We start from the raw sequence: 23,190 nt of genomic DNA, 5'->3' as shown, positions 1-23,190 counted from the left end.
CCCGGAGAAACAACCATGTCCCTTCCCTTCCCGCTCCTGGCGCGGTATGGCTTCGCGCTATGCCTGTGGTTCCTCTGCGCGGCCCTGGCGCGGGCCGACACGGGCCGCTTGAAGATCGTCGCCACCAATTATCCCCTGGCCTATTTCGCCGGGCGCCTGGTCGGCGACCGCGCCGCGGTGGAGTTCCCCGTGCCCGCCGCCGACACCGATCCGGCGTACTGGGAACCCAAGGCCAAGGGCGTGGCCGCGCTGCAAAAGGCCGATTTGATCCTGCTCAACGGGGCCGACTACGAAAAATGGCTGCCCCGCGTCAGCCTGTCCAAGCTCAAGCAGGTCAACACTTCCGCCGCCTTCAAGGACCGCTATATCCATACCGAGGGCGTCGTCGTCCACAGCCACGGCCCCGGCGGGACGCATGCCCACGCCGGAACCGTCTATACCACCTGGCTGGACTTCGAGCAGGCGGCGCTCCAGGCCCAGGCCGTGGCCGAGGCCATCGCCAAGAAGCGCCCGGAATGGAAAAGCCTGGTGATGGAAAACCTCGCGGGGCTCAAGGCCGACCTCCTGGCCCTGGACGCCGATTTGCGAAGCGCCGCCGCCGCCCAGCCCAACAAACCCTGGCTGGCCTTCCATCCGATCTACGATTATTTGGGGCGGCGCTATGGTTTCGATATCGCCAGCGTGCATTGGGATACGGACGAGATGCCGCCGCCGCAGGAATGGGAGGCGCTCAAGCACACCTTGGCGGGACATCCGGCCAAATGGATGCTGTGGGAGGCCGCGCCCTTGGCCGAGGTCGCCGCCAAGCTCGAGGCGATGGGGGTGGCAAGCGTGGTGTTCGATCCCTGCGGCAACCGTCCACGGGAAGGCGATTTCCTGACGGTGATGCGCGCGAACGTGGAGAACCTGAAGGCGGTGTTGCGCTGACACCCCTGGAATCCGGGCAACCCCGGATTCCGTCCCCCATCCCCGGCCCGCGCCGGGGATTGGTTTCGGGGCGCGTCTATAGGGGAAAAACCGTAGGAAACCCTGGTGATTTCACCGCGCCGCGCCGCGCCCACGCCGCCGGTCCCGCCCTGCGGCCCTTGCCGGGCGCGGCTTCGCGGCCAAGGCCACCGTTGGCCCGGACCCTGCAATAGCCGCCTGGACTGGTTCTCCAGTCTTGTCCAATCCACACATATACAATTAGGAGATAGCTTTATGTTGATGGGCGCACTCGCCACCTTCACCCTGGTCGCCCTCATGGGCGTGATGATGGTCTTGAGCATGGCCCGCGGCCTGCCACCCGATCCGTACTACCCCAGGCTGCACGCCCTGGCGGCATTGATCGGCTCGGGCTTGGTGATCGCCGACGCGGTCGGCGGGGACGAGCGGCTGTATCTGAACATCGGCCTGGCCGTGGTCATCATCGCGCTGGGCTTGGTCATGGCCCTGGCCTCCAAGAAGGGGAAGAAAATCCCCAAGGCCGTCCTGATCGCCCATGCCGGGCTGGCGGTGGCGTGCTACGGCATCCTGGCCTTCTTCACCTTCAATCCCCAAGCTACCTTGATCTAAGGTCGGCCCCCGCCGGGGAAGGCCGCCCGCCTTCCCCGCCATCGTGGCCGATGGCGTCCAGTCCATGCCACCCGACAAGCAATGGCCGGGAATCCATGGATTCCCGGCGCATTCCCCCCTCAAAAATTCAGCGTGACCGTGGCCCGCACCTGCCGGGGCATCACCGGATGGATCATGATCCCCTCCTCGGCGGCGGCGTTCTGCGGATAGCGCGATTCGTAGTAATAGGCGATGTCGTTGGCCTTGGAGTCGAACAGGTTGAACACGTCCACCTCGAATTTCAGCTTCTGGTACTGGTAGCCCGCGCCCAGGTTGACCAGGGTGGTGTCGCCCATATAGGCGGTCCCGGTCTCGTTCAAGGGGACGTGGCCGAAATAGCGCACCCTGGCCGTCGCGAAGAAGTCGTAGGGCAACAAGGCCACCACCCCGGCCCCGATCACCTGCCCCACCGAGTTGGGGATGTCGCTCTCGCTGTGGGGCACGTCCTGGTAATGGGCCGAGGTGAAGGCGAAATCGGCGTCCAGGGTCAGCCAGTCGTTGGGCTTGTAATAGTTGGTCCATTCCACGCCGTAGCGCTCGCTCTGGCCGGTGGGCTCGGTGGTGCCGGCATCGCCCAGGAACACCAGCTCCGAATCCGAATGCAGGTACCACACCGCCAAAGTGCTGACCAGGCCGGGGATATATTGGGTCCGCAGCCCGCCCTCGGCCCCGCGTTGCTTGGCGAGGCCGGGAGCGCCCTTGACCGGCATCGTGGGATCGAGCGGGTCGTAATGGTTGGTGACGCCGCGGGCGTCGTTGGAGTGGAAGCCATAGCCGAAGTTGAGGAAGAATTCGGTCTCGGCCCAGGGACCGAACACCAGGGACAGCTTGGGGCTGACCATGGACGAGGTCTGGCTACCCGAATCCTGGGGATGGAGCTTGTCGGTCACGTCGAAGAAGAAGGTGTCGCTCCTCAGCCCGGCGATGCTGCGGAACCAGGACAGCCAATGGGTCTGGTTCTTGAAATAGAACGACAGGCTGGTCTCGTCCACATCGTCCACGCTGATCGAGGCGAGGAACCGGCGGTTCACGGTGTGGTTCAGGGTCAGGTTGGAGATATTGTCGTAGCGCACTTGGAAGCCGACGCTGTTGTCCATGTCGAAGCCCAGCACCCGGTTGAACCAGGTCTGTTCCCCGCTGCCGCCCGCCACCACCCGGCGCTCGTGCTGGTTGAGCTGGTCGCCGTTGACGGGATCGTCGAGATAGCCGGTGAAATTGGAATACAGGTCCAGGTCGTAGTACAGGGCGTAGAGGTTGAGTTGGTTCTTATAGCCGTCGCCCTTGCTCCACAGGTTGCCGGACAGGCTGTAGCGGTCGGTCTTGCCGCCGTCGGTGGGGTCCATGGTGCCGTACAGGTCCAGGAGCCCGGCCTGCACATCGCGCTTGGGAATCTGGTTGGTGGCGGTCCAGTTGGAGCGGTAGGCCTTGCCGTTGACCGACAGGCCGAAATCCTCCTCGTCGATGGTGTAGCGGATCATGCCGTTGTATTTGCCGGATTCCTCCGGCTGTTTCCACGGTCCTTCGAAGAACGCCACCTCCCCGGCGTAGAGCAAATCCCCGTTCCCGATCCGGTTGGAATTGGCCAGGACGCCCCGGTAATAGTCGTATTCGCCGCCGGTGAACTTGGCGATGCCCTCCGCCAGGCGGTGGAAGGTGTGGAACTGGGCATAGCCCGCCGAGGCGAAATCGCCCTGTTCGGCGTAATACGGCCCCTTGCCGTAATCCACCTTGTCCACCAATTCCGGGATGATGCTGTTGAGGTCCAGGTAGCCCTGGCCGTGGGCGTGGGTGCGCAGGTTCATCGGCACGCCGTCCAGGGTGGCGTTGAAATCGGTGCCGTGGTCCAGGTTGAAGCCGCGCAGGAAGAACTGGTTGGCCTTGCCCGAGCCGCTGTGCTGGGTGGCGACCGCGCCGGGCACCACTTCCACCAGCTCGCCCACCCGCGACAAGGGCCGGTATTTGAATTCGGGCTGGCCCACCTGGCCTTGCGAGGCCGAATCGGCGACGCCGAGCAAATCGGCGGCGCGGCCCTCGACCTCGACCGCTTCCAGGCCGACCGATTCCGGTTCCTGTTCCTCGGCGGGCTGGGGATGGGCGGAGGCGGGACCGGCCAGCAAATGCAAGGCCGCGCCCAGGCATGGGACGAGCGGGAGCCGGGTTTTGAATCGTTGCATGGGGAGTACCTCGGTATGGGGAAACACCGTTATCTCTACGGGCCGGACGGCCCCGACGGATGTATGAACTTTATAAAAATATTCTTACACAGCCGGCGCAAAAAACCCCGCGCCGCCAGGGCGGAACAGGGCGGCGGTCCTGGGGACCGCGCTCAGTCGTGCGGGTGGCTGTGCCGATGTGTGGGGTCGGCCGGTCCGGTATCCACGGTGATCAAATTCAAGGCGCTGTGCCGCACCCCGCATTCCGCCGCCAGCCTATCGGCGAAACCACGCACCGCCTGGGTCGAACCGCGCAGGAACAGCACCTCCAGGCAATGCTCGTGGTCGAGATGGACATGCATGGCGGACAGCACGAGGTCGTGGGCGTGGTGCTGCATTTCGGTGAGGCGTTCCGCCAAGCGGCGCTCGTGGTGGTTGTAGACATAGGACAGGCTGGCCACGCAATGGAGGGATTGGCCCGAAACCTGGCGTTCCGCCTCCAATTCCCGGCGCAACATATCGCGCACGGCTTCGGAGCGGTTGGCGTAGCCGCGGGCCTGGATCAGCGCGTCGAAACGCTGGGCGAGCAGATCGTCCAGCGAAATCGTGAAACGTTCCATGGGGGACGGGCGGCTAAGGCTGTTTTTGCGGGGCTTCCGCCGGGGCGGGTTCGGAGGGGGCGGTTTCCTTTTTCTTCATCCATTCCGGCCGGCCTTGGGGCGGGGTATTCCCCAGCGGCCCTTCGTTGCCACAACCGATGAGGAACAGCGCGAGCTGCGCCGACACGAACCCGAACAGATATTTCTTGAACAAACCGACCTCCCGGAAAATCAAAAACGGCCAAAATCCAGGGTCCGGTAGCCATCCGCGAACGCGGTCCGACGATTGCCGCCCGGAGCCCTCCGACCGCTATCTAGCAAATCCGATGCCCGAGGTCGCGGCAGCCCTCCAAAAGGAGGGCGGTTTCCGGCCCGCTTGGGTGGAACCCATGCCCGGCGCGGATTGTCGGGCTAGCGCTGTGTGGGTATTTGGCGGGTGTAGATGCGCCTTATCACGCGGTATGTTCCAAGCTTCATCGGACTCCGCTTCCCGGATTTCCCCGAGGGGGCCAGGCGCACCGGCGGTCGTCGTAGGGGGGTTCGGTGGAAAGGCCGGGCCCGGTTGCGGAGGCCCGCCAGCCTTGGGGCTTGGGGCTCAAGCTTCAAGCCTTTTTCCCCGCGCCCGGCGCTTGTCCAGCCAGATCAGCACCCCGGTGAGCGATAGCCCGGCCACGGCGAGTCCGGTCGCGGCGACCGCGATCCGGCCCGGCCAGCCCGCGATCCGTCCGCTGTGCAAAGGCAGTTGCAGGGATTCGAACACATCCCCCGCCGTGCCCGCGCCGGGCCGGTAATCGCCCAATAAACGCCCGTCGTCGCCGTCGAAATAGAGGTAGGAAGGCCCGAGCCCCGCCGCCCGCGCCGCGCCGAATCCGACCCCGTAGATGCCATAGCCTGGATTGTAGAACAAGTCGGCCGCGGGTTCGGTCCAGCCGCGCCGGGCCGCTTCCGGCTCGGCCCGCGCTAGGATGGTGGCGAAGGATTGCCGGGGTTCCGGTGGCGCGCCGTCCGGTTTTTCCACGCGCTGGTCGAAGGGCGAAGGCGTCAAGGGCGAGAACAAGCCCACCACCGGCTCGAACACCGCCTCCCGCAGGTTGAAGGATATCCCGCTGACGGCCAGGATCAGCAGGGCGGGGAACAGCCACAGGCCACCGGCCCGGTGCCAATCCAGATGCAAACGCGGGCCCCGCGCCCCGCGCTTGATCTTCCAGGCCACGCCCCAGCGCTCCCGCCAGGAGCGGTTTCCAGCGCTCCTCCACTTGGCCGGGAAGCTCAGATAGACGCCCAGCAGCGCGGCGCATATCCAGGCCAGCGCCATCCCGCCCATGATCCATAGGCCGGTTTCGCCCGGCGCTTGCAGGCTGTAGTGCAGCACGTACAAACAGGGCACCAAGGCGTCGCGCCGCCAGTGGCATTCCCCCCACAGCCGCCGCCCTAATATCGCGCCGCTGGCCGGGTCGGCGAATACCTCGTCGAAATCCAGCGCGAACGGCTGGCCGGTGGCGGGGTCGAGGCGGGGTCCGACCCCTAGGCGGGCCGTTGCCCCGGATTCGATGCGTAGGGGCAGGGCGGCGACGGCCAAACGCGGGTCGGCGCGTTCCACCCCGGCCACGAGTGCGGTGGGCGGCAAGGCCGGGCCACCCGGCGCGGCGCGGAACAACTCCGGGTTGAGCCAGGCGTCCAGTTCGGCTTGGAACACCAATACCGCGCCGCTCAGGCCGGAGAAAACCAGGAAGCCCGCCAGCGCCAAGCCCACATAGCGGTGCAGGCGGACACACAATCCCCTCATGCCCCGCCCCGCTAGAAGTCGTAGCGCAGGCTGGCCAGCACCGAGCGCCGGTTGCCGTAATAGCAGAAGCCATCGCCGCAGGTGGCGACATACTCGCGGTCGAACAGGTTGCTCAGGTTCACCGCCAGCCGCGCCCCCTTGAGGCTGCTGTCCAGCTTGCCGAGATCGTAATGCACCACCGCGTCGATCAAGGTGTAGGACGGTGCCCGCAGGCTGTTGGTCAAATCCCCGTAATTGGACCCCACATAGCGGAAACCACCTCCCAGCCCGAAACCCGCCGCCGGACCGACCGGCACGGTGTAGTCCAGCCAGGTCGAGGCTTGTTGGCCGGGCGTGTAGGGCAGACGCTTGCCGAGCTGGTCGGCCTCGGTGGTTTTGGTGGTTTCGGAATCGTAGATGGAATAGCCCGCCGTCAGGTCCAGACCTTCGGCCAGGCTGGCCTTGCCTTCCAATTCGATGCCCATGACCCGCGCCTCCCCGGTCTGGATGCTATAGCCCTGGTGGGCCGGATCGGGATCGGCGGTCACGATGTTCTGCTGGGTGAGGTGGAAGGCCGACAAGGTGAGGAAGGCGTTATAGCCGGGCGGCTGGTATTTGATGCCGACTTCCCATTGCTGGCCGGTGGTCGGCTGGAACGGCGTGCCGGAGAAGTCGGTGCCGGGCACCGGCTCGAACGAATCCGAATAACTGGCGTAGGGCGCGAAACCGTTGTCGAACAGATAGTTCAGGCCGATCCGGTAGGTGAAGGCGGAATCGTCCTGGTGGGTGTCGGTGAGGGTGGAATACAGCAGGTCGTTCTCGTGGGTGAACGACTCGGCCCAGTCGTGGCGGCCGCTCAGGGTCAGGCCGAAACGATCGTATTTGATCTGGTCCTGGAGGTAGAGGCCGAACTGGTCCAAATCCTGATGCCGCTTGAGGTCGATGGCCGGGCGGTCGAAAGGCTGGCCATAGACCGGGCTGTACATGTCGATATTCGGGGCCGAACCGATGCCGCTATTGTTGTCGCCGCCCAGGTTGCGGTAATCGGCCCCGAACAACAGGGTATGCCGCACCGGGCCGGTGTCGAAATCGGCCTGGGCCTGGGTGTCCAGGGTGAACACGCCCGCGTGCGCTTGGTACAGCCCGGCGGAACGGGTGACGGTGCGGTAATCGACCGGCAAGCCGTTGGCCCCGGTGACGAAGCCATCGACGAAGATCACCGGATAATCGGTCTCGACGTGGGCGTAGCGGAGGTTTTGCCGCACTTGGAAGATTGGGTTGAAGCGATGCTCGAAGGCATAGCCGACGGTGTATTGCTCGCGGTCGAAACGGTCGTAATCCGGTTCGCCGAGGAAGCGGTTGGTGGGTATCCGGCCATTGGGATTGGGTTGGAGCGAGCCTTGCGGCGGCAGGAATTGCATCGAATTGCCCGCTTCGTCCTTCTGGTAATGGGTGAGCAGGGTGAACGAGGTATCGGCGTCGGGCCGCCAGGTGAAGCTGGGCGCGACGAAATAGCGGTCGTCCTTGGCATGGTCCACCTGGGTGTCGCTGCCACGGCCCAGCGCGGTCAGGCGGTAGAGGAACTGGCCGCTGTCGTCGAGCGGTCCGCCCAGGTCCAAGGCACCTTGCACCCTGCCGAAACTGCCGCCGAGGAGTTCGACCTGGTGCAAGGGTTCGAGGGTGGGCCGCTTGCTCACCAGGTTGACCAAGCCGCCGGGCGGGTTCTGGCCGTACAGCACCGAGGACGGCCCGCGCAGGATTTCCACCCGTTCCAGCCCGTAGGGTTCGGTGCGGATGTTGGCGTAGCCGATGCCCAGGAGCCGCAGGCCATTGAGGTATTGCGGCACGTCGAAGCCGCGCAGGTTGAAATAATCGTCGCGGGTGCTGGGACCGAACATCTCGGTGAGCAGCCCTGGGGTGTACGCGGTGGCTTGGCTGAGGTTCTGCGCGGCCCGCGCCGCGATTTCGTCGCGGGCCACGACGTTGATGGTCTGCGGCGTCTCGATCAATGGGGTGTCGGTCTTGGAACCCGAGGCGCTGCGCTTCGCCACATAGCCCCGCACCGGACCCCAGGCGGTTTCGGTGGATTCCGTGGCTTCCCCCGTCACCGTGACCGCTTCCAGTGACACCGGCCCGTCCGTCCCGGATTCCGGGGTTTCCGCCACCGCCCGGCCCGCCACCACGCCGCCCAACATCAACACCATCGCCCGGACCACCGCCGCCCCGGCCCTGTCCGCACCATCGTCACGCCATCGTCGTTTCATCTCGTCCTCCAGGAAATTCGTGTGCCGGATCACACGGCATGGCGCGAGCATAGAGGATTGTGGTAGCTTAAAGCAAATGAGAATCACAATCGTTTATATGAATACTGTGTCGCATATGCGGGCGGACCGCGCTTTTTCCGAAGGGGGAGCCGGGCAATGAACTTGATCGGTTTGATGTTCCGGCGCTTCCGCCTGGGTTTGCTGGGGGTATTGCTGCTCAGCGTGGCGAGCGCGGGTTTGGCGGTGCGGGTCATGGCCTTCGTCAACGAAGGCATGGTCCAGGGCCGGATCGATTTGGAGACGGCCCTGCCCTATTTCGCGGGCTTGCTCGCCGCGCAATTCCTGGTCGCCACCCTGGCGCAAACCTGGATGACCACCCTGGGCCACCGGCTGGTTTATGAGTTGCGCCGCACCTTGGTCAAGCGGGTGCTGGACACCGACCTGGAACGCCTGGAAACCCTGGGACCGGCCCGTATCCTCGCCAGCCTGGGCAGCGATACCGGCCACTTGACCTCGGCCTTCATCGGCCTGCCCACCGCGCTCTATGGCGTGGTCCTCAATGTGGGGGGGTTCGCCTATCTGGCTTGGCTATCGCCACCGCTGTTCCAGGCCACCCTGGCCTGGATGGCCCTGACCGTGGCCGTGGCCTGGATGCTGCTCCGGCGGACCCACGCGCGGGTGGCGCGGGCGCGGGAGGTCGAGGACCGGTTGTATGCGGATTACCAAGCGGTGATCGAGGGGCGCAAGGAACTGGCGCTGAACCGGGAACGGGCGCGGCGGCTGTACGAGGAGGATTTCGAGCGGGACGCCATCGCGGGCAGGAACGAGGAAACCCGCGCCGATCTTTACAACGGGTTGAACGAGAACTGGGCCAACAGCATGATCCTGGGGGTGATCGGGCTGTGCTTCTTCCTAGCCCAGGGCGCGGGCTGGGCCGATGCCGGCGTGGCTACCACCTATGCGCTGACCCTCCTGTTCCTGCGCACCCCGTTGGCCGGTTTGGTGACGGCGGTTCCCGGCCTGATCGGGGGGAGCGTGGCCTTGGCCAAGCTGAAATCCCTGGAACTCCCCGAATATTCCCCGGCGTTCAAGGTCCGGGGGTGGCAGCCCCCCGCCACCTGGGCCCGGTTGGAATTGGACGCCGTCACCTACCGCTATCCCGGCGAGGACGGCTTCGGCGTCGGTCCTTTGCACCTGAGTTTGCGGCGGGGGGAAACGGTGTTCCTGATTGGCGGCAACGGCAGCGGCAAATCCACCTTCGCCCGCTTGCTGACCGGGTTATACCGTCCGCACGGCGGCGAAATCCGGCTGGACGGCGTGCCCATCGGCGAAACCCGCCGCGCCGGGTTCCGGCGCTTGTTCGCCGCGGTGTTCGCCGATTTCCATTTGTTCCAGCGTTTGCTGGGACCGGACGGGTTTGAGGCCGACGCGGCGGATGCCCGGTCCTGGTTGGAAACCCTGGCCCTGGCCGACAAGGTCGCCATCGACGGGGGACGCTTGGACGACACCCGCCTGTCCCAAGGCCAGCGCAAGCGGCTGGCCCTGTTGCTGGCCCTGTTGGAGGAACGGCCCATCCTGGTGTTGGACGAATGGGCGGCGGACCAAGACCCTGGGTTCCGGCGTTTCTTCTATACCGAGCTATTGCCCAGGCTGAAGGCGGCGGGCAAGACCGTGGTGGCCATCACCCACGACGAACATTATTTCCATGTCGCCGACCGGGTGCTCAAGCTGGACCTCGGGGAAATCCGGGAAGCCCATACCGGGTAGACCGCCTATCCCCAAGGGCGGATGGGTTCTTCCGCCGGTTCGGCTTCCCCTTGCCCGGCCCCGCCCAGCGCCTTGTAGAGCGCGATCAGATAGGCCGTGGTCCGCGCCTGGGAATCCGCCAGGGCCGATTCTTCCGAGAGGCTGGCCCGTTGGGCGTCCAATACTTCCAAATAGGTCGCCAGCCCCGCCCGGTAACGCGCATCCACCTGCCGCAGCGCCTCCTGCAACTGGCCGACGGAAACGGCCAGTTGTTCCCGCCGCCGTTCTTCCTTGAGGAACCGGGCCAGCGCCGTTTCGGTTTCGTGCAGGGCCGACAGCACCGTGCGTTCGTAGTTGAAATAGGCCGCTTGCTGCCGGGCGTCGGCGAGGTCCATGCCCGCCCGGATGCGCCCGAAATTGAAGATCGGCTGGGCTAGGGAAGCGCCACCGGCCCAGGCGAAGGCCGACGAGCGGAACAAGCTTTCCAAATCGGAGTTATGCAATCCCGCGAAGGCGGCGACCGAGATTTTCGGGAACAACTCGGCGAAAGCCGCGCCTTGCAGGGCGGTCGCCGCCGCCAGGGCGCGTTCCGCGCCGCGCACATCCGGGCGGCGGCGCAAGGTTTCGGCGGGCGTGGTCAGCAGGGTGCGGGCGTCCGAACCCGGCACCCCGCCCGGTCCCGCCAACCGGGACGCCAAGGCTCCGGGCTTGGCCCCGACCAGGATTTCCAGCCGGTGTTGGGCTTCGGTCAACTGGGCTTCCAGGGCCGGGACGCGGGCCGCCGTGTCCCCGGCCTGGGCTTCGGCCCGCGCCACCACATCGCCGGTGGCCAAGCCTTCCCGGTACAGTTGCCCGGTCAGCTCCAGGGTATGGCGCTGGGCGGCGAGATGGGCCTGGACAATATCCAACTGGCGGCGGAGGTTGCGGTATTCGGTGTAATCGCGGGCCAGTTCGGCGCAGAGGATCACCCAGGTCTGGCGATAGTCCTCCGTTGCGGCCTCGGCCTCCGCCGTGGCGGCTTCCAGTTTGCGGCCCAGGCGCCCGAACACATCGATTTCCCAAACCGCGTCGAACCCGGCCAGGAAGAAATCCAGCGGCTTGGACCCGCCCGGCTGGCTCACCGGGAACAGGTTGTCCAGGCGGGCGCCGACGGCGTTGGCGGAAACCTGCGGGAACAGCCCGGCCCGGCTGGCGTGGCGCTCGGCGCGGGCTTGCCCGACGCGGGCCAGGGCTATTTTCAGGTCGAGATTGCCGGTACGGGCCGCCGCCATGAGCCGGTCCAGCACGGGATCGTGGAAGCTGCGCCACCATGTTTGCAAGCCGGCGTCCGTGGCCGGTTCCAGGGCGGCGGCGGGATCGCGGGCGGCCTGCCAATGGGCCGGCAGGATGGGCCGGGGTGGATGGTAGTCCGGTCCCACCGCGCAGCCCGGCAACAGGGCGCATAACGCGAGGACCGCGCTTGGGGCGGGGTGGGCGCAGCTAAGTTTCGCGGCCATGCCTTTCCCCCTCATTGCAGCTTGCCGCGCACGAACAGCGTGGCGGTGGACAGGGTGGCGACGGCGATGACCGCCATCGGCCAGGCGTGGGCGAACACCTCGGCGGGCGGCAGCGCCTTGAGGAAACTGCCTTGCAGGATGATGAGATAGTGTTTCAAGGGGATGGCCTCGGCCAGCCATTGCAAGACTTCCGGCATGTTCTCCACCGGGGTGGCGAAGCCCGACACCAAGACCGCCGGCACCCCGACGGCGAAAGTGCCGAGGATGGCCTGTTGTTGGGTGTCGCAGATCGAGGAGATCATCAGGCCGATGCCGACGATGGAGACGATGAACAGCAACAGGCTGGCGAACAGCAGCGGAAACGAGCCGGTGAAGGGGATGCCGAAGCCGAAGACGCCCGCCGCGGCCATGAACAGGCCCAGCAGCGTGCCGATGAGCAAGGCGGGGACGATCTTGGCCACGATGATTTCGGCGGGCGTGCAGGGCGACACCAACAACTGGTCGAAGGTGCCCAATTCGCGCTCGCGGGCGATGGACAGCGCCGTCACCAGCAAGGTCACGAACATCACCAGGACGCCGCCCAGGCTGGGCACGATGAACCAGCGGTAGATGAGGTTGGGATTGAAGCCATGGCGGACGGCCACATGGCCGGTGTCGAGGCTGGACCCGGCGTCCAGCCCGGTCACGATGGCGTTGAGGTAGCCGAGCAGGATTTGGGCGGCGTTGGCCCGGCGGCCATCGAGGATCACCTGGACCCGTGCCGGATGCCGCGCGGCGATGTTCCTGGAAAAGTCTTCCGGGATATCGAGGGCGGCGATGACTTCGCGCCGGTCGATCACATCCTGGATTTGGTCCAGGCCATGGACCGGGCGCACAGCGCGCACGAAGCCCGCTGCGCCCACCCGCGCCGTCAATTCATAGCCCCAGCGCCCGGCGTCGCGGTTGTGGATGGCGATATCGACGTGCTTGAGTTCCAGGGTGGCGGCGAACGAGAAGATCAGCAATTGAAACAGCGGCGGGATGGTCAACACGGCGCGGCTCTTGGGGTCGCGCAGCACGCTGAGCAATTCCTTGACGATTTGCGCCTGGAGGCGCGGCGATAACAGGGCCATGGCTCATACATCCAGGGATTTGCGGGTCTTCAGGCGGACCAGGGCGAACAAGGCCAGTCCGATGGCGAGCAGGGCCGCGATATTGGGCAGCAGCAAGGCCCATACATCCCCGGCCAGGAACACGGTCTGCAAGGACGACACGAAATAGCGGGCCGCGACGATATAGGTCAGGGCGCGGACCGGGGCGGGCATGGAATCGATCTCGAATAAAAATCCCGACAGCAGGAAGGCGGGCAGGAAGCCCGAGAACAAGGCCAACTGGGAGGCGATGAACTGGTTCCGCGCCAGGGTCGAAATCAGCAAGCCCTGGCCCAGCGCCGGGAACATGAAGGCCAGGGACAAGGCCAGCAAAGCCAGCCAGGAGCCGCGCAAGGGCACGCCGAACACCGTCACCGCCATCGCCGCTGACAGGAACGTGGCCCCGAGGCCCAGCGCCAGATAGGGCAACAGCTTCCCGGCGATGATCTCGCCCACCGAGGCCGGCGTGGACAGGATCGCCTCCATGGTGCCGCGTTCCCATTCCCGCGCCACCACCAGGGCGGTCAACAAGGTGCCGATGATGGTCATGACCACGGCGATGGCCCCCGGAACCAGGAAGCGGCGGCTCTCGATCTCCGGGTTGAACCAGAACCGGGGTTCCAGGTCGATGCCGCCGCCGGCCGGCCCGGTCCGCCGCGACGCCCGCCAAGCGTTCACCACGCCCTGGGCATAGCTGGCGACGAAACTGGCGGTATTGGGCTGCGAACCATCGGTCACCACCTGGACCCAAGGGCCGGGCGTCCCGCCTTGTAGCCTGCGCTCGAAATCCTGGGGGATCACCACGAAACCGCGCAGGCGTCCGCCCACGAGGTCTGCGGCCACCGCCCGCCGGTCCCGGGCCGGCACCGCCACGAAATAACGGGTCGAGGCGAACGCCGCCGCCAAGGATTGCGCCTCGCCGCCGTCGGATTCCAGGACCACGCCGATGGGCACGGTTTTAATATCCAGGGACACGGCGTAGGCGAACAGGAACAGCATCACGGCGGGCAACACGAAGGCGACCAGGATGACCGAAGGATCGCGCACGATTTGCAGCGCTTCCTTCCAGGCCAGCGCCCACACCCGGCGCGGGTCCGGTCCCGGCCACCGCTTCATGCCGCCCCCCGTGGGGTGTCCGCGGCGGCGTCCACGGCTTCGATCAGGTGGATGAACGCCTGCTCCATGGATGGCTGCTCCAGGCCGGGCCGGGCGGCTTGCCGTTCCAGCGCGGTGGGCGTGTCGAGCGCGATCACCTGGGCCTGGTACATCAGGGCCACCCGGTCGCAATATTCGGCCTCGTCCATGAAATGCGTGGTCACCAGCACGGTCACGCCCTTGCGCACCAAGCCGTTGATATGGGTCCAGAATTCGCGCCGGGTGATGGGATCGACGCCCGAGGTGGGTTCGTCCAAGAACAGCACCGGCGGTGCGTGCATCACCGCGCAGGCCAGGGCCAAGCGCTGCTTATAACCCAGCGGCAACTGGTCCGGGGAGGCTTTGAGGTAGCTTTCGAGGTGGAAGATTTCGATCATCTCCGCGACCCGGTCGCGTTTCGCCGCCCCGGCGAGGCCGTAGACGCCCGCCGAGAATTCCAGGTTCTGCCGCACCGACAACAGCCCGTACAGCGAGAATTTCTGGGCCATGTAGCCGAGGCGGCTCTTGGCCGCGCTGGTCGAGGTGCGGAGGTTCAAACCCGCCACCAGGGCTTCGCCGGAACTCGGCTTGAGCAAGCCGCACAGCATCTTGAAGGTGGTGGATTTGCCCGCGCCGTTGGGACCGAGCAAGCCGAAAATCTCGCCCTGGCGCACCTGGAAATCCACCCGGTCGGCGGCGAGGAACGCGCCGAAGCGGCGGGTGAGCGCCCGGCATTCCACCGCGAACCCGGATTCCAGCGCGACCGGACCGAAGCGTTCGGCCAGGGCCGAGGTGCCGCCCGGTCCGCCGCCCAGGAGATCGATGAAGCCGTCCTCGAACCGTGGGGCCACCGGGACCAGTTCGGCCTCCACCGCGTCCGCCAGGGTTTGGATTTCGGCGCGTCCCGCGTCCCGCCGCAACACCACCCGCACCGAATCGCCCTGGATCGTGCCATCGCAGACCGAGGCCAGGTCCAAGGCCCGCGCCAACACCAGGCGGCGGTCCTGCCGGGGCGCGGCGAGACAGAGGCTGCGCTCGGCCAGCCGGGCGGTCAAGGCGGCGGGTGGGCCGTCGAACTCGATCTTGCCCTCGTTGAGCAGGACGACGCTATCGCAGCGCTCGGCCTCGTCGAGATAGGCCGTGGCCCAGACCACCGCCACGCCTTCGGCGGTCAGGGCATGGACCATGCGCCATAGATCCTGGCGGCTGACCGGATCGACCCCGACCCCCGGTTCGTCCAACAGCAACAGCCGGGGGCTGGCGATCAAGGCGCAGGCCAAGCCCAGCTTTTGTTTCATGCCGCCCGACAAGCGCCCGGCCAGCCGTTCGGTGAACGGCGCGAGCCGCGTGAAGCCCAGCAGGCGGTCGAAATGTTCCCGGAGCGACCGCGCCTCCAGGCCGCGCAGCCGGGCGTAAAGCCGCAGGTTCTCCAGGACCGACAGGTCTTCGTAGAGGCCGAAGCGTTGGGGCATATAGCCGGTGAGTTCGGGGATGCGGGCCGCGTCCCGCGCCACGTCCAGGCCCAAGACCTTGAGGCTGCCACCGCTGGGCCGCATCAGGCCCGCCATGAGCCGCATCAGGGTGGTTTTGCCGGCCCCGTCCGGGCCGACCAAGCCGGTCAGGCGGCCGGGGTGGATTGCCAGGGTCAAGCCGCGCAAGGCTTCGGTCTTGCCGAAATACTTGGTCAAGCCGGTGCCGGCGACGGCGGGGGGCGGTGCCGTCTCCATTTCAACGGCCCGCCGCGCCGCCGCCGACCCGGACCGTCACCGGCATCCCCTGGCGCAAGCCCGGGTCGGCGTTGGCGACCACGATGCGCAGGCGGTAGACCAGATCGGTACGGAGTTCGGTGGTTTCCACCGATTTGGGCGTGAATTCGGCGCGGGGCGAAACGAAGCCGATCCGGCCCCGGTAGATTTTGCCCGAAGAATCCGATTGGAGGCTGACTTCCGCGCCGGGTACGACCCGTCCGAGATGGGGTTCGTCCACATAGGCGCGGACATAGACCGGATCGCGCAGGGACAGGGTATACACCGGGGCGCTGGCATTGACCATGCTCCCGGCCTCGCGGACGCGGGCGAGGACGATGGCCGGGGCGGGCGCGGTCAAACGGGTGTCGGCCAGGGCCGTCCTGGCCTGGGCCACCGCCGCTTCGGCCCCGGCCAGCTTGGCCTCGGCGATGGCGATATCCTCGCGGCGGTAGCCTTCCTTGCGCAGGGACCACACCGCCCGCGCCGCCGCCCACTGGGCGGCGGCCTGGTCCCGCGCCGAACGGGCCAGGTCGTAGCTATGCCGGGTGGTGGCCCCGGAACCGACCACCGCGCCCTGCCGCCCGAGTTCGCCCGCCGCGTATTCCAGCGCGGCCTCGGCTTGGCGGACGGCTTGTTCGGCCTCGGCGATTTCCTGCGGGCGGTAGCCCCGGCGCAGCTTTTCCAATTCGGCCCGTGCCTGCCGCTCCCCGGCCTCGGCGGCGGCGAGGGCGTCCCGGAACGGCTGGGCGTCGAGTTCGGCCAGCCCTTGGCCGGGTTCCACCGCGTCGCCCTCCTCGACGGCCAGGGTCGCCAGCCGTCCGGCTTGGCGGAAGGCCAGTTCCACTTCCCGGATATCGACGTTGCCGTAGAGGACGATGTCGTCCTTCCCCCGATCCTGGCGGCGGTCCAGCCAATCGCCACCGACGGCGATGGAAGTGGCCAAGCCCAAGGCTGTCCATATCAAGCTTTTGGCGTGTTTCATTCCCGGTCCGGCTCCCATGGTGATCGCCATCATTATGGCAGACCGGGCCGGTGCGGGAACGGAGGGTTACAGGATGGGTTTGGCCGGGAGGGATGCCGCCGGATTTCCGCTGGGGACGCGGTTCGGCGGCGTATGGATGGCCGGTCCCCGATGGCCGCGCTGGAAACCGCTATCAAACCCGCCGTTCAAACCGCCGGGTCATGCGGCATCCGGTTTCGTGGCCGAGAACCGTAGGCGCACATAGTCCGCCCACCAATCGCCGTTGGCGTCGCACAAGGGGCCGCGCAAGGCCTCGACCAGCCCGGCGATGAAATCCCGCCGCTCCGCCCGCGGCAAGGCGGCGGTGTAGGGTTGGGCGAACGTCTCCAACCAGCCGCCCACATCGCCCGGCAACAGGGTGGGGCGGGGAATCAGGTCGAGGCGTGCCACCTCGAAGCCGTGGGATTCCAGGCGCTTTTGGTATTCCTCCGGGCGGGGGAAATACCACGGGTTCGGGACCGCCATGCCCCGCGCGGCCAGGGCCGATCCGAGCGCCGCGACGATAACGGCCACGTTGCCATGGCCGCCGAATTCGCCGACGAAGCGCCCGCCCGGTTTCAAGGCGCGCCATACCCCGGCGATCACCCGCTCCGGCGCTTTCATCCAGTGCAATGCCGCGTTGGAGAAAACGGCGTCGAATTCATCGTCGAAGGCCAGGGATTGTCCATCCAACACCCGGGCGTCCAGCCCGAGGCCTTGGGCCGCCGCGATCATGTCCGCGCTCGCATCGACGCCGACGACCTCGCAGCCCCTATCCACCAGTTTGAGGGACAACGCGCCATCCCCGCAGCCGAGGTCGAGGATCCGCTCGCCCGGCCGGGGGTCCAGCCAATCCACCACGGGCATGCCGAGGTCGGAGACGAACCGGGCATGCTCGCGGTATTGCGCCGGGTTCCAGTGTTGGGTATTCGATGATGGCATAGGCAACTCCATGGAAGGTGGACGGGAACCGCCGATTTAAACGGCGGGGTATGGTGCCCCCGGATTGGCACGTTATTCCGCGCCGGTTGAGGCCGCCGACGATGGCCTTGGGCGGGGCGGTGACGGGGTTGGCGTCGAGGGGGCCGTTGCCTTCCCCGGTAAGCAGGTGGGTACTTCTGGACACGGGGATGACGGAGCCATGTTAGGCGATTCCAGCCCGCAGGCGCTTGCGTTCTTGCATGCAAAATGCGCTGGTTCGGCAATCAAATTGCGCCTATTTGGCACTAATCGGATTAATATTGCCGATTAAAATTGGAGGGAAAATCCATGGCACTCGACCGCTACGACCGCATGATCTTGGAAGCGCTGCAAGCCGACGGACGCATCAACAACCAGGACCTGGCCGAGCGCATCGGGCTGTCGCCTTCGCCTTGCCTGCGCCGGGTGCGGGCCTTGGAGGCGGACGGGCTGATCGTCGGCTACCGCGCCCACCTGGAGGCCAAGAAGCTGGGGCTGACGCTGATGGCCCTGATCGGCATTTCCATGGACCAGCACACCCCGGAGCGCTTCGCCAATTTCGAGGCCGGCATCGCCGATATCCCCGAGGTGCTGGAATGCCTGCTCATCGCCGGCCAGCAGGCCGACTACCAGCTGAAGGTGGTCGTCCGGGACATGGAGGCGTACCAGGAACTCCTCTTGAACCGGATCACCCGCATCGCCGGGGTGGCCGGGGTACATACCAGTTTCGTGCTGCGGCGGGTGGTCGACCGTACCGCCTTGCCGCTGCCGGGATGATATCCGGTCGGCGCGCGCCGACCCATGGATAGGTCCGGCTTTGTTCAAACCGGGAAAACCGCCAAACCGTGGAGATGGAACTTCCTCCGGGCGGACCCCGAGTTGCCCTGGGGAGCGGAATACGCCGGTTTATCGGGAATCGATTGAAGGAGGCAGGTAGGGCTCGCGGCTTTTCGATGTCCCGTGCCGCTCGGCGGGCATATATCCGATCTTGTCGGCTCACCGCCGCGCCAAAAACTTATCCAGCGCGTTGGCGAATGCTTGAATATCCTTGGGCTTGAGCGCGCCCGGCCCCCCGGACTGGATGCCGCTGGCCCGGAGGGTATCGAGGAAGTCGCGCATGTTCAGGCGCGCGCCGATGGTGTCCGCCGAGAAGGCTTCGCCGCGCGGCGAGAGCGCCTGGCCGCCCTTCCTCAACACTTCGGCCGCCAGGGGAATATCGCCGGTGACCACGAGGTCGCCGGGCGCGAAGCGCGCGACGATCTCGTTGTCGGCCACGTCGAATCCCTTCTGGACCCGCATGGACCTGATGTATGGGGACGGTGGGATGGGAATGGTTTGATTGGCGACCAGGGTGACGGTCACCTGGGTCCGGTCGGCGGCCCGGAACAGGATGCTCTTGACGGCGGCGGGACAGGCGTCGGCATCGACCCAGATCATCATTGTTCGGTCCATGGGTGCAAAGTGGGGGGAACTACCAAAGTGGCTGGCCGGTGGCATCCAGGTGGCTGAGGTAGGCCCGGACATCGAACTCCAACTGGTGGTAGGCGGGTTCCATGCGCAGGCAGAGCTGATAGAAGGCTTTGTCATGGTCCCGCGCCTTGAAGTGCGCGAGTTCGTGGACCACGATCATCCGCAGGAACGCTTCGGGCATGTCCTTGAAGACCGACGCGACCCGGACCTCGCGCTTGGCTTGCAGCTTGGCGCCCTGCACCCGCGCGATGGTGGTGTGCATGCCCAGGGCATGCTGGATGATCTGGAGCTTGCCGTCGAACATCACCTTGCTCAACGGCCCGGCATTCCGCAGATGGGTGTTTTTGATCTCCGAGACATACGCGTACAGCGCCTTGTCGGTGCGTACTCCATGGGGGGCCGGGTACTTGCGCAGCAACACCCCGGCCAGCTGGTCCTGGTCGATCAGGCGCTGGACTTGCTCCACCAGGGCCAGCGGATAACCGGCAAGATACTTGGAAGGTGCGTTCGGTTTCATCGCGACGGGGTATCGGAACAGCGGGGGCCGGGCATTCTAGCAGACATCGTCCCGCGTTCCAGGGAACGGCCCGCCGCTAGCCAAGGCAATCGCGCTATCTGGCGCTTGATGGGGCGCTGGGTTAAGGAAACGCCGGGACTGTGGGGCGCGTTCGGCAGGCCGACCGGGGATTAGCGCCGGTTCACCCCGGCCCCGGCCTGCGATATGCTCCCCATGCGCTGGGCACCCCTGGCGACCGGGGAGAGGGTCGAGCGGGAACGGGACATCCCCCTGGGTTTCCTGGTTCCGGGGCCGTCCGGCCTGGCGGAGGACTTCTGGGCCAGGGTGCGGGATTGCGAATGGCTGGAAGGGCGTTGGTCCGGGCCAGGAAAAAGATGCGACTGCTTGGCGGTCGAGCGCTTCCCGGCGGTATGGGATGCCGCCCGGTACGGGCACGGTCCGGCCAGGGCCGCGGCCATCGCGCGATACTCAATTTCAATAAGAGCGGATCATGAAAAACAACTCCCCGGCTTCGGATCGCCACTGGATCAGGCATCTCGCGCTACCCGCCCTCGGTGTGGTTTTCGGCGATATTGGAACCAGCCCGCTGTATACCCTCAGGGAATGCTTGAACGCCGCCGGGACCGCCCCGGTCGAACCCGTGATCCTCGGCGTGCTGTCGATGCTCTTCTGGACCCTCCTGTCCGTGGTCGCCCTCAAGTATGTCGCCTTCGTCATGCGCGCCGACAACCAGGGTGAGGGCGGGATCATGGCCTTGCTGGCCCTGGCCCAACGGTCCTTGCAAGGGCCGCCTTGGCGGCGCTGGCTGCTGGTGATGGCCGGTTTGTCCGGCGCGGCCCTGTTCTACGGCGACGGGATGATCACCCCGGCCATTTCGGTGCTGAGCGCGGTCGAGGGCTTGGAGGTCGCCACGCCCCTGTTCCAGCCCTACGTCATCCCGACCACCCTGGCGGTGCTGGTCGGGCTGTTCGCGGTCCAACGCCATGGCACCGCCGGGGTGGGGCGCTACTTCGGGCCGGTCATGCTGGTTTGGTTCCTGGCCCTCGGCGGCATGGGATTGTTCAGGATCGCCGAGCATCCTGGGGTGCTGCGCGCCCTGAACCCTTGGCATGCCGTGGAATTCCTGGCGGCGCACGGGCACGCGGCGCTGCTGGTGTTGGGCGCGGTGGTGCTGGCGGTGACCGGGGCCGAGGCCCTGTACGCCGACATGGGGCATTTCGGCGCGCGGCCGATCCGGGCCGCCTGGTTCTGCCTGGTCCTGCCCGCGCTGGCGCTCAACTATTTCGGGCAGGGCGCGACCGTGCTGGCGGTTCCCGGCGCGGCCCGCAACCCGTTCTTCCTGATGTTCCCCGAGGCCGCCCAGGTGCCGATGGCGCTACTGGCGACGGCGGCGACGGTGATCGCTTCCCAGGCGGTGATCTCCGGCACCTATTCGTTGACCCAGCAGGCGTTCCAACTGGGCTACCTGCCCCGGATGCATATCCTCCACACCTCCGAGACGGAACGGGGGCAAATCTTCCTGCCCGGCCTCAATGCCTGGCTGTTGATCGGCATCCTGGTGTTGGTGCTGGGTTTCCAGAGTTCCAGCCGCTTGGCTGCCGCCTACGGCATCGCCGTGACCGGCACCATGCTGATGACCAGCGTCCTGTTCTACGTGGTCGCCCGGCAGGCCTGGGGTTGGAACCGGGCCTTGCTGCTGCCGCTGGTGGGTATCTTCCTGGTGATCGACGGAGCGTTCTTCGGGGCCAACCTGCTCAAGGTCGTTGAAGGGGGCTGGCTGCCTTTGGCCATCGGGCTGGCGGCTTTCGTCGTGATGTCCACTTGGCGCAGGGGCCGGAGCCTCTTGTTCCAGCGCCTCTATCCGCAGAAGGCGTCGATGGAGCGGTTCATGGCCGACACGGTGCCCGGCATGCCGGGCCGGGTGCGCGGGACGGGCGTTTTCCTCGCCGCGCCGGGCGAGGGGATTCCCAACGCGCTGTTGATGAATGTCAGGCATAACAAAATCCTGCACGAGGAGGTCGTCGTGCTGGTCGTCCTGTTCACGGAACAGCCCAGGGAGCCCGAGGCAGACCGCTATTCGGTCCAGGATTTGGGATTGGGGTTTTTCCAGGTGACCGCCCGGTTCGGCTTCATGGAGCTGCCCGCGGTCCCCCGGATATTGGAGGAATGCCGGCGGCGCGGCTTGCTGGATTCCGGCCCTGGGGACACGTCCTATTTCGTCAGCCGCCTGCGGCCTTTGCCCACGCCCGCCCCCGGCATGGCCCTGTGGCGGGAAAAGCTGTTCGCCTTCATGCTGCGGAACGCCGCCCACGCCCCGGATTTCTTCCAAATCCCGGCGGAGCAGGTCATCGAGATCAACGTGAGGGTGGAAATCTGATCGGAACCGGGCCGGCCCCGGCATCGCGCGGTTTCCAAGGGTGCCGGAAAGTCCCGCTTCAAACGCAGCCTTCTTGCGCGAGGCGGCGCTGCGCGGCCAGCAGTTCGGCCAGGTACGGCGCGTCGGCCACCCGCCGCAACCCGCCCTGCCCGTCCGGTTCCACGTTCCACAGGCCGCTGTTATGCCAGTGCTGGTCGTTTTCCCAATCGGTGCGGTCCACGATGGGATAGAGGCAGACGCCTTCCAAGGGCACCCCCATCCGCCGCGCCGCGCAGACCTCGTCGGCGATTTCCCGGACCCACTGCGCCCGCCCGCCGCCGACATGGCTGGTCTCGCCGACGATGATCGGTACCCGGTAGCGTTCGTGGACCTCGCGCAGCAAATCCCGCAGGGGAACCCGCCGGGGGTCGCCCAGGTGCCAGAACAAACGGTCGTTGGTCAGGTATTCCCATTGGTTGGAGTGGTAATAGTTGACACCGATGATATCGAGGTATTTGGGCGCGCCGCCCAGATCGCCATCGCGCGAGCCCCGCAGCATATCCCAGGCCTCGAACATGGAATCGCGCTGCCGCCGCGCCGCCTCCGCCAAATCGGGCCGTCCCGGCGGGGCGATCACATGGATGATGGGATCGACATGGACGATACGGGCGCGGGGGTCCACCGCCCACACCGCCTCGATCGACTCGATGCTGGCCCGCACCAATTGGCGCTTGAGTTCGTCGTCGCGGCCATGGCTGCCCACCGAATAGGGAGACATCAAATCGCTATGGCACACGGCCCAGCAGATGAACGAAATCTCGTTGATCGGCGAATAGAACGGCTCGGCATTGCTGTGGTCGGCGATATAGCCCGCCACGGCGGCGCAGAACCGGGCGAACCGCCCCGGAAATTCCGGCGAGAACAGTTCCAAATCCTCCGGCCAGCCGTAATGGCACAGGGTCCACAACACCTGCACCCCCTGGGCGTTGGCCGCCCGCAGCATGGGCGCGAGGGTGGAAAAATCGAACCGCCCATGGCGCTCGATCAAATGCCAGCGCACGCTTTCCCGCACCACCCGGATATGGGCCTCGCGCAGCATGGCATAGTCCGCCTCCACCAGCCGGTCGTGCTGGGTGGCCTGGACCATGTCCAGGCGCTTGCCCGAGGAATTGATATGGCTGGCCCCCTCGAAGCCGGCCATCCAGAACGATTTGAACAAGGCGGGGGTGGAATGGGATGGGGTCATGGCGCTGCTCCTG

General features: G+C 66.4%; 19 protein-coding genes. 5 read left to right on the top strand and 14 right to left on the bottom strand.

What is annotated here, in order from left to right; all coding sequences use genetic code 11:
* Positions 1-15 precede the first annotated feature (15 nt).
* Positions 16-927, top strand: a complete 912-nt coding sequence (locus K5658_RS21135; RefSeq protein ID WP_221067204.1) for a metal ABC transporter substrate-binding protein — start codon at positions 16-18, stop codon at positions 925-927.
* A 273-nt stretch (positions 928-1,200) separates the two neighbouring features.
* The gene (locus K5658_RS21130; protein WP_221067203.1) at positions 1,201-1,554 is read left to right on the top strand and encodes a hypothetical protein; all 354 of its coding nucleotides are present in this window, start codon (positions 1,201-1,203) and stop codon (positions 1,552-1,554) included.
* A gap of 119 nt (positions 1,555-1,673) precedes the next feature.
* Here K5658_RS21130 and K5658_RS21125 read toward each other — a convergent pair whose 3' ends face one another.
* From K5658_RS21125 to K5658_RS21105, 5 genes are all read right to left on the bottom strand, one after another.
* Positions 1,674-3,767 (bottom strand): TonB-dependent receptor, encoded by a 2,094-nt coding sequence (locus K5658_RS21125; RefSeq protein ID WP_221067202.1) that lies wholly within the window; start codon positions 3,765-3,767, stop codon positions 1,674-1,676.
* A 152-nt stretch (positions 3,768-3,919) separates the two neighbouring features.
* On the bottom strand, positions 3,920-4,366 hold the full coding sequence (gene nikR, locus K5658_RS21120) for a nickel-responsive transcriptional regulator NikR (protein ID WP_221067201.1): 447 nt from the start codon (positions 4,364-4,366) through the stop codon (positions 3,920-3,922).
* Between the two features lie 13 nt (positions 4,367-4,379).
* Positions 4,380-4,559: a hypothetical protein gene (locus tag K5658_RS21115; protein ID WP_221067200.1), complete on the bottom strand. Its 180-nt coding sequence runs from the start codon at positions 4,557-4,559 to the stop codon at positions 4,380-4,382.
* Positions 4,560-4,940: 381 nt separating this feature from the next.
* A complete protein-coding gene (locus K5658_RS21110; protein WP_221067199.1) occupies positions 4,941-6,131 on the bottom strand; it encodes a PepSY-associated TM helix domain-containing protein in 1,191 nt (396 codons plus the stop codon).
* Positions 6,132-6,142: 11 nt separating this feature from the next.
* The gene (locus K5658_RS21105) at positions 6,143-8,374 is read right to left on the bottom strand and encodes a TonB-dependent siderophore receptor (protein ID WP_246628686.1); all 2,232 of its coding nucleotides are present in this window, start codon (positions 8,372-8,374) and stop codon (positions 6,143-6,145) included.
* 156 nt (positions 8,375-8,530) lie between these two features.
* On the opposite strand from K5658_RS21105, the gene K5658_RS21100 reads away from it, so the two are divergent.
* Positions 8,531-10,141, top strand: coding sequence for a multidrug ABC transporter permease/ATP-binding protein (locus K5658_RS21100; RefSeq protein WP_221067197.1), 1,611 nt, complete (start codon positions 8,531-8,533; stop codon positions 10,139-10,141).
* A gap of 5 nt (positions 10,142-10,146) precedes the next feature.
* Here the strand turns inward: K5658_RS21100 and K5658_RS21095 are convergent, their stop codons facing one another.
* From K5658_RS21095 to K5658_RS21070, 6 genes are all read right to left on the bottom strand, one after another.
* Entirely contained in the window at positions 10,147-11,616 is a 1,470-nt protein-coding gene (locus K5658_RS21095; protein ID WP_221067196.1) for an efflux transporter outer membrane subunit, read from the bottom strand.
* 11 nt (positions 11,617-11,627) lie between these two features.
* A complete protein-coding gene (locus tag K5658_RS21090) occupies positions 11,628-12,728 on the bottom strand; it encodes an ABC transporter permease (protein WP_221067195.1) in 1,101 nt (366 codons plus the stop codon).
* Positions 12,729-12,731: 3 nt separating this feature from the next.
* On the bottom strand, positions 12,732-13,862 hold the full coding sequence (locus tag K5658_RS21085; RefSeq protein ID WP_221067194.1) for an ABC transporter permease: 1,131 nt from the start codon (positions 13,860-13,862) through the stop codon (positions 12,732-12,734).
* Positions 13,859-15,607 (bottom strand): ATP-binding cassette domain-containing protein, encoded by a 1,749-nt coding sequence (locus K5658_RS21080; RefSeq protein WP_221067193.1) that lies wholly within the window; start codon positions 15,605-15,607, stop codon positions 13,859-13,861. Before K5658_RS21080 ends, K5658_RS21085 begins: the two co-directional genes overlap by 4 nt.
* Before the next feature lies 1 nt (position 15,608).
* Positions 15,609-16,610, bottom strand: coding sequence for a secretion protein HlyD (gene hlyD / locus K5658_RS21075; protein ID WP_221067192.1), 1,002 nt, complete (start codon positions 16,608-16,610; stop codon positions 15,609-15,611).
* A gap of 198 nt (positions 16,611-16,808) precedes the next feature.
* Positions 16,809-17,570 (bottom strand): class I SAM-dependent methyltransferase, encoded by a 762-nt coding sequence (locus tag K5658_RS21070; RefSeq protein ID WP_221067191.1) that lies wholly within the window; start codon positions 17,568-17,570, stop codon positions 16,809-16,811.
* Between the two features lie 327 nt (positions 17,571-17,897).
* Between K5658_RS21070 and K5658_RS21065 the strand changes: the two genes are divergently transcribed.
* The gene (locus tag K5658_RS21065) at positions 17,898-18,365 is read left to right on the top strand and encodes an Lrp/AsnC family transcriptional regulator (RefSeq protein ID WP_221067190.1); all 468 of its coding nucleotides are present in this window, start codon (positions 17,898-17,900) and stop codon (positions 18,363-18,365) included.
* 219 nt (positions 18,366-18,584) lie between these two features.
* Here the strand turns inward: K5658_RS21065 and K5658_RS21060 are convergent, their stop codons facing one another.
* The gene (locus tag K5658_RS21060; RefSeq protein WP_221067189.1) at positions 18,585-19,028 is read right to left on the bottom strand and encodes a YaiI/YqxD family protein; all 444 of its coding nucleotides are present in this window, start codon (positions 19,026-19,028) and stop codon (positions 18,585-18,587) included.
* A gap of 31 nt (positions 19,029-19,059) precedes the next feature.
* Positions 19,060-19,575, bottom strand: coding sequence for a YgjP-like metallopeptidase domain-containing protein (locus K5658_RS21055; protein ID WP_221067188.1), 516 nt, complete (start codon positions 19,573-19,575; stop codon positions 19,060-19,062).
* Between the two features lie 490 nt (positions 19,576-20,065).
* Here K5658_RS21055 and K5658_RS21050 point away from each other — a divergent pair, with 490 nt between their 5' ends.
* Positions 20,066-21,952, top strand: coding sequence for a potassium transporter Kup (locus K5658_RS21050; RefSeq protein ID WP_221067187.1), 1,887 nt, complete (start codon positions 20,066-20,068; stop codon positions 21,950-21,952).
* A 58-nt stretch (positions 21,953-22,010) separates the two neighbouring features.
* Here the strand turns inward: K5658_RS21050 and K5658_RS21045 are convergent, their stop codons facing one another.
* On the bottom strand, positions 22,011-23,177 hold the full coding sequence (locus K5658_RS21045) for a glycoside hydrolase family 1 protein (RefSeq protein WP_221067186.1): 1,167 nt from the start codon (positions 23,175-23,177) through the stop codon (positions 22,011-22,013).
* Positions 23,178-23,190: the final 13 nt, after the last annotated feature.

This window comes from Methylomagnum ishizawai (assembly GCF_019670005.1).
Classification (GTDB): Bacteria; Pseudomonadota; Gammaproteobacteria; order Methylococcales; family Methylococcaceae; genus Methylomagnum; species Methylomagnum ishizawai.
This window is presented reverse-complemented; position numbering and strand designations above follow the sequence as displayed.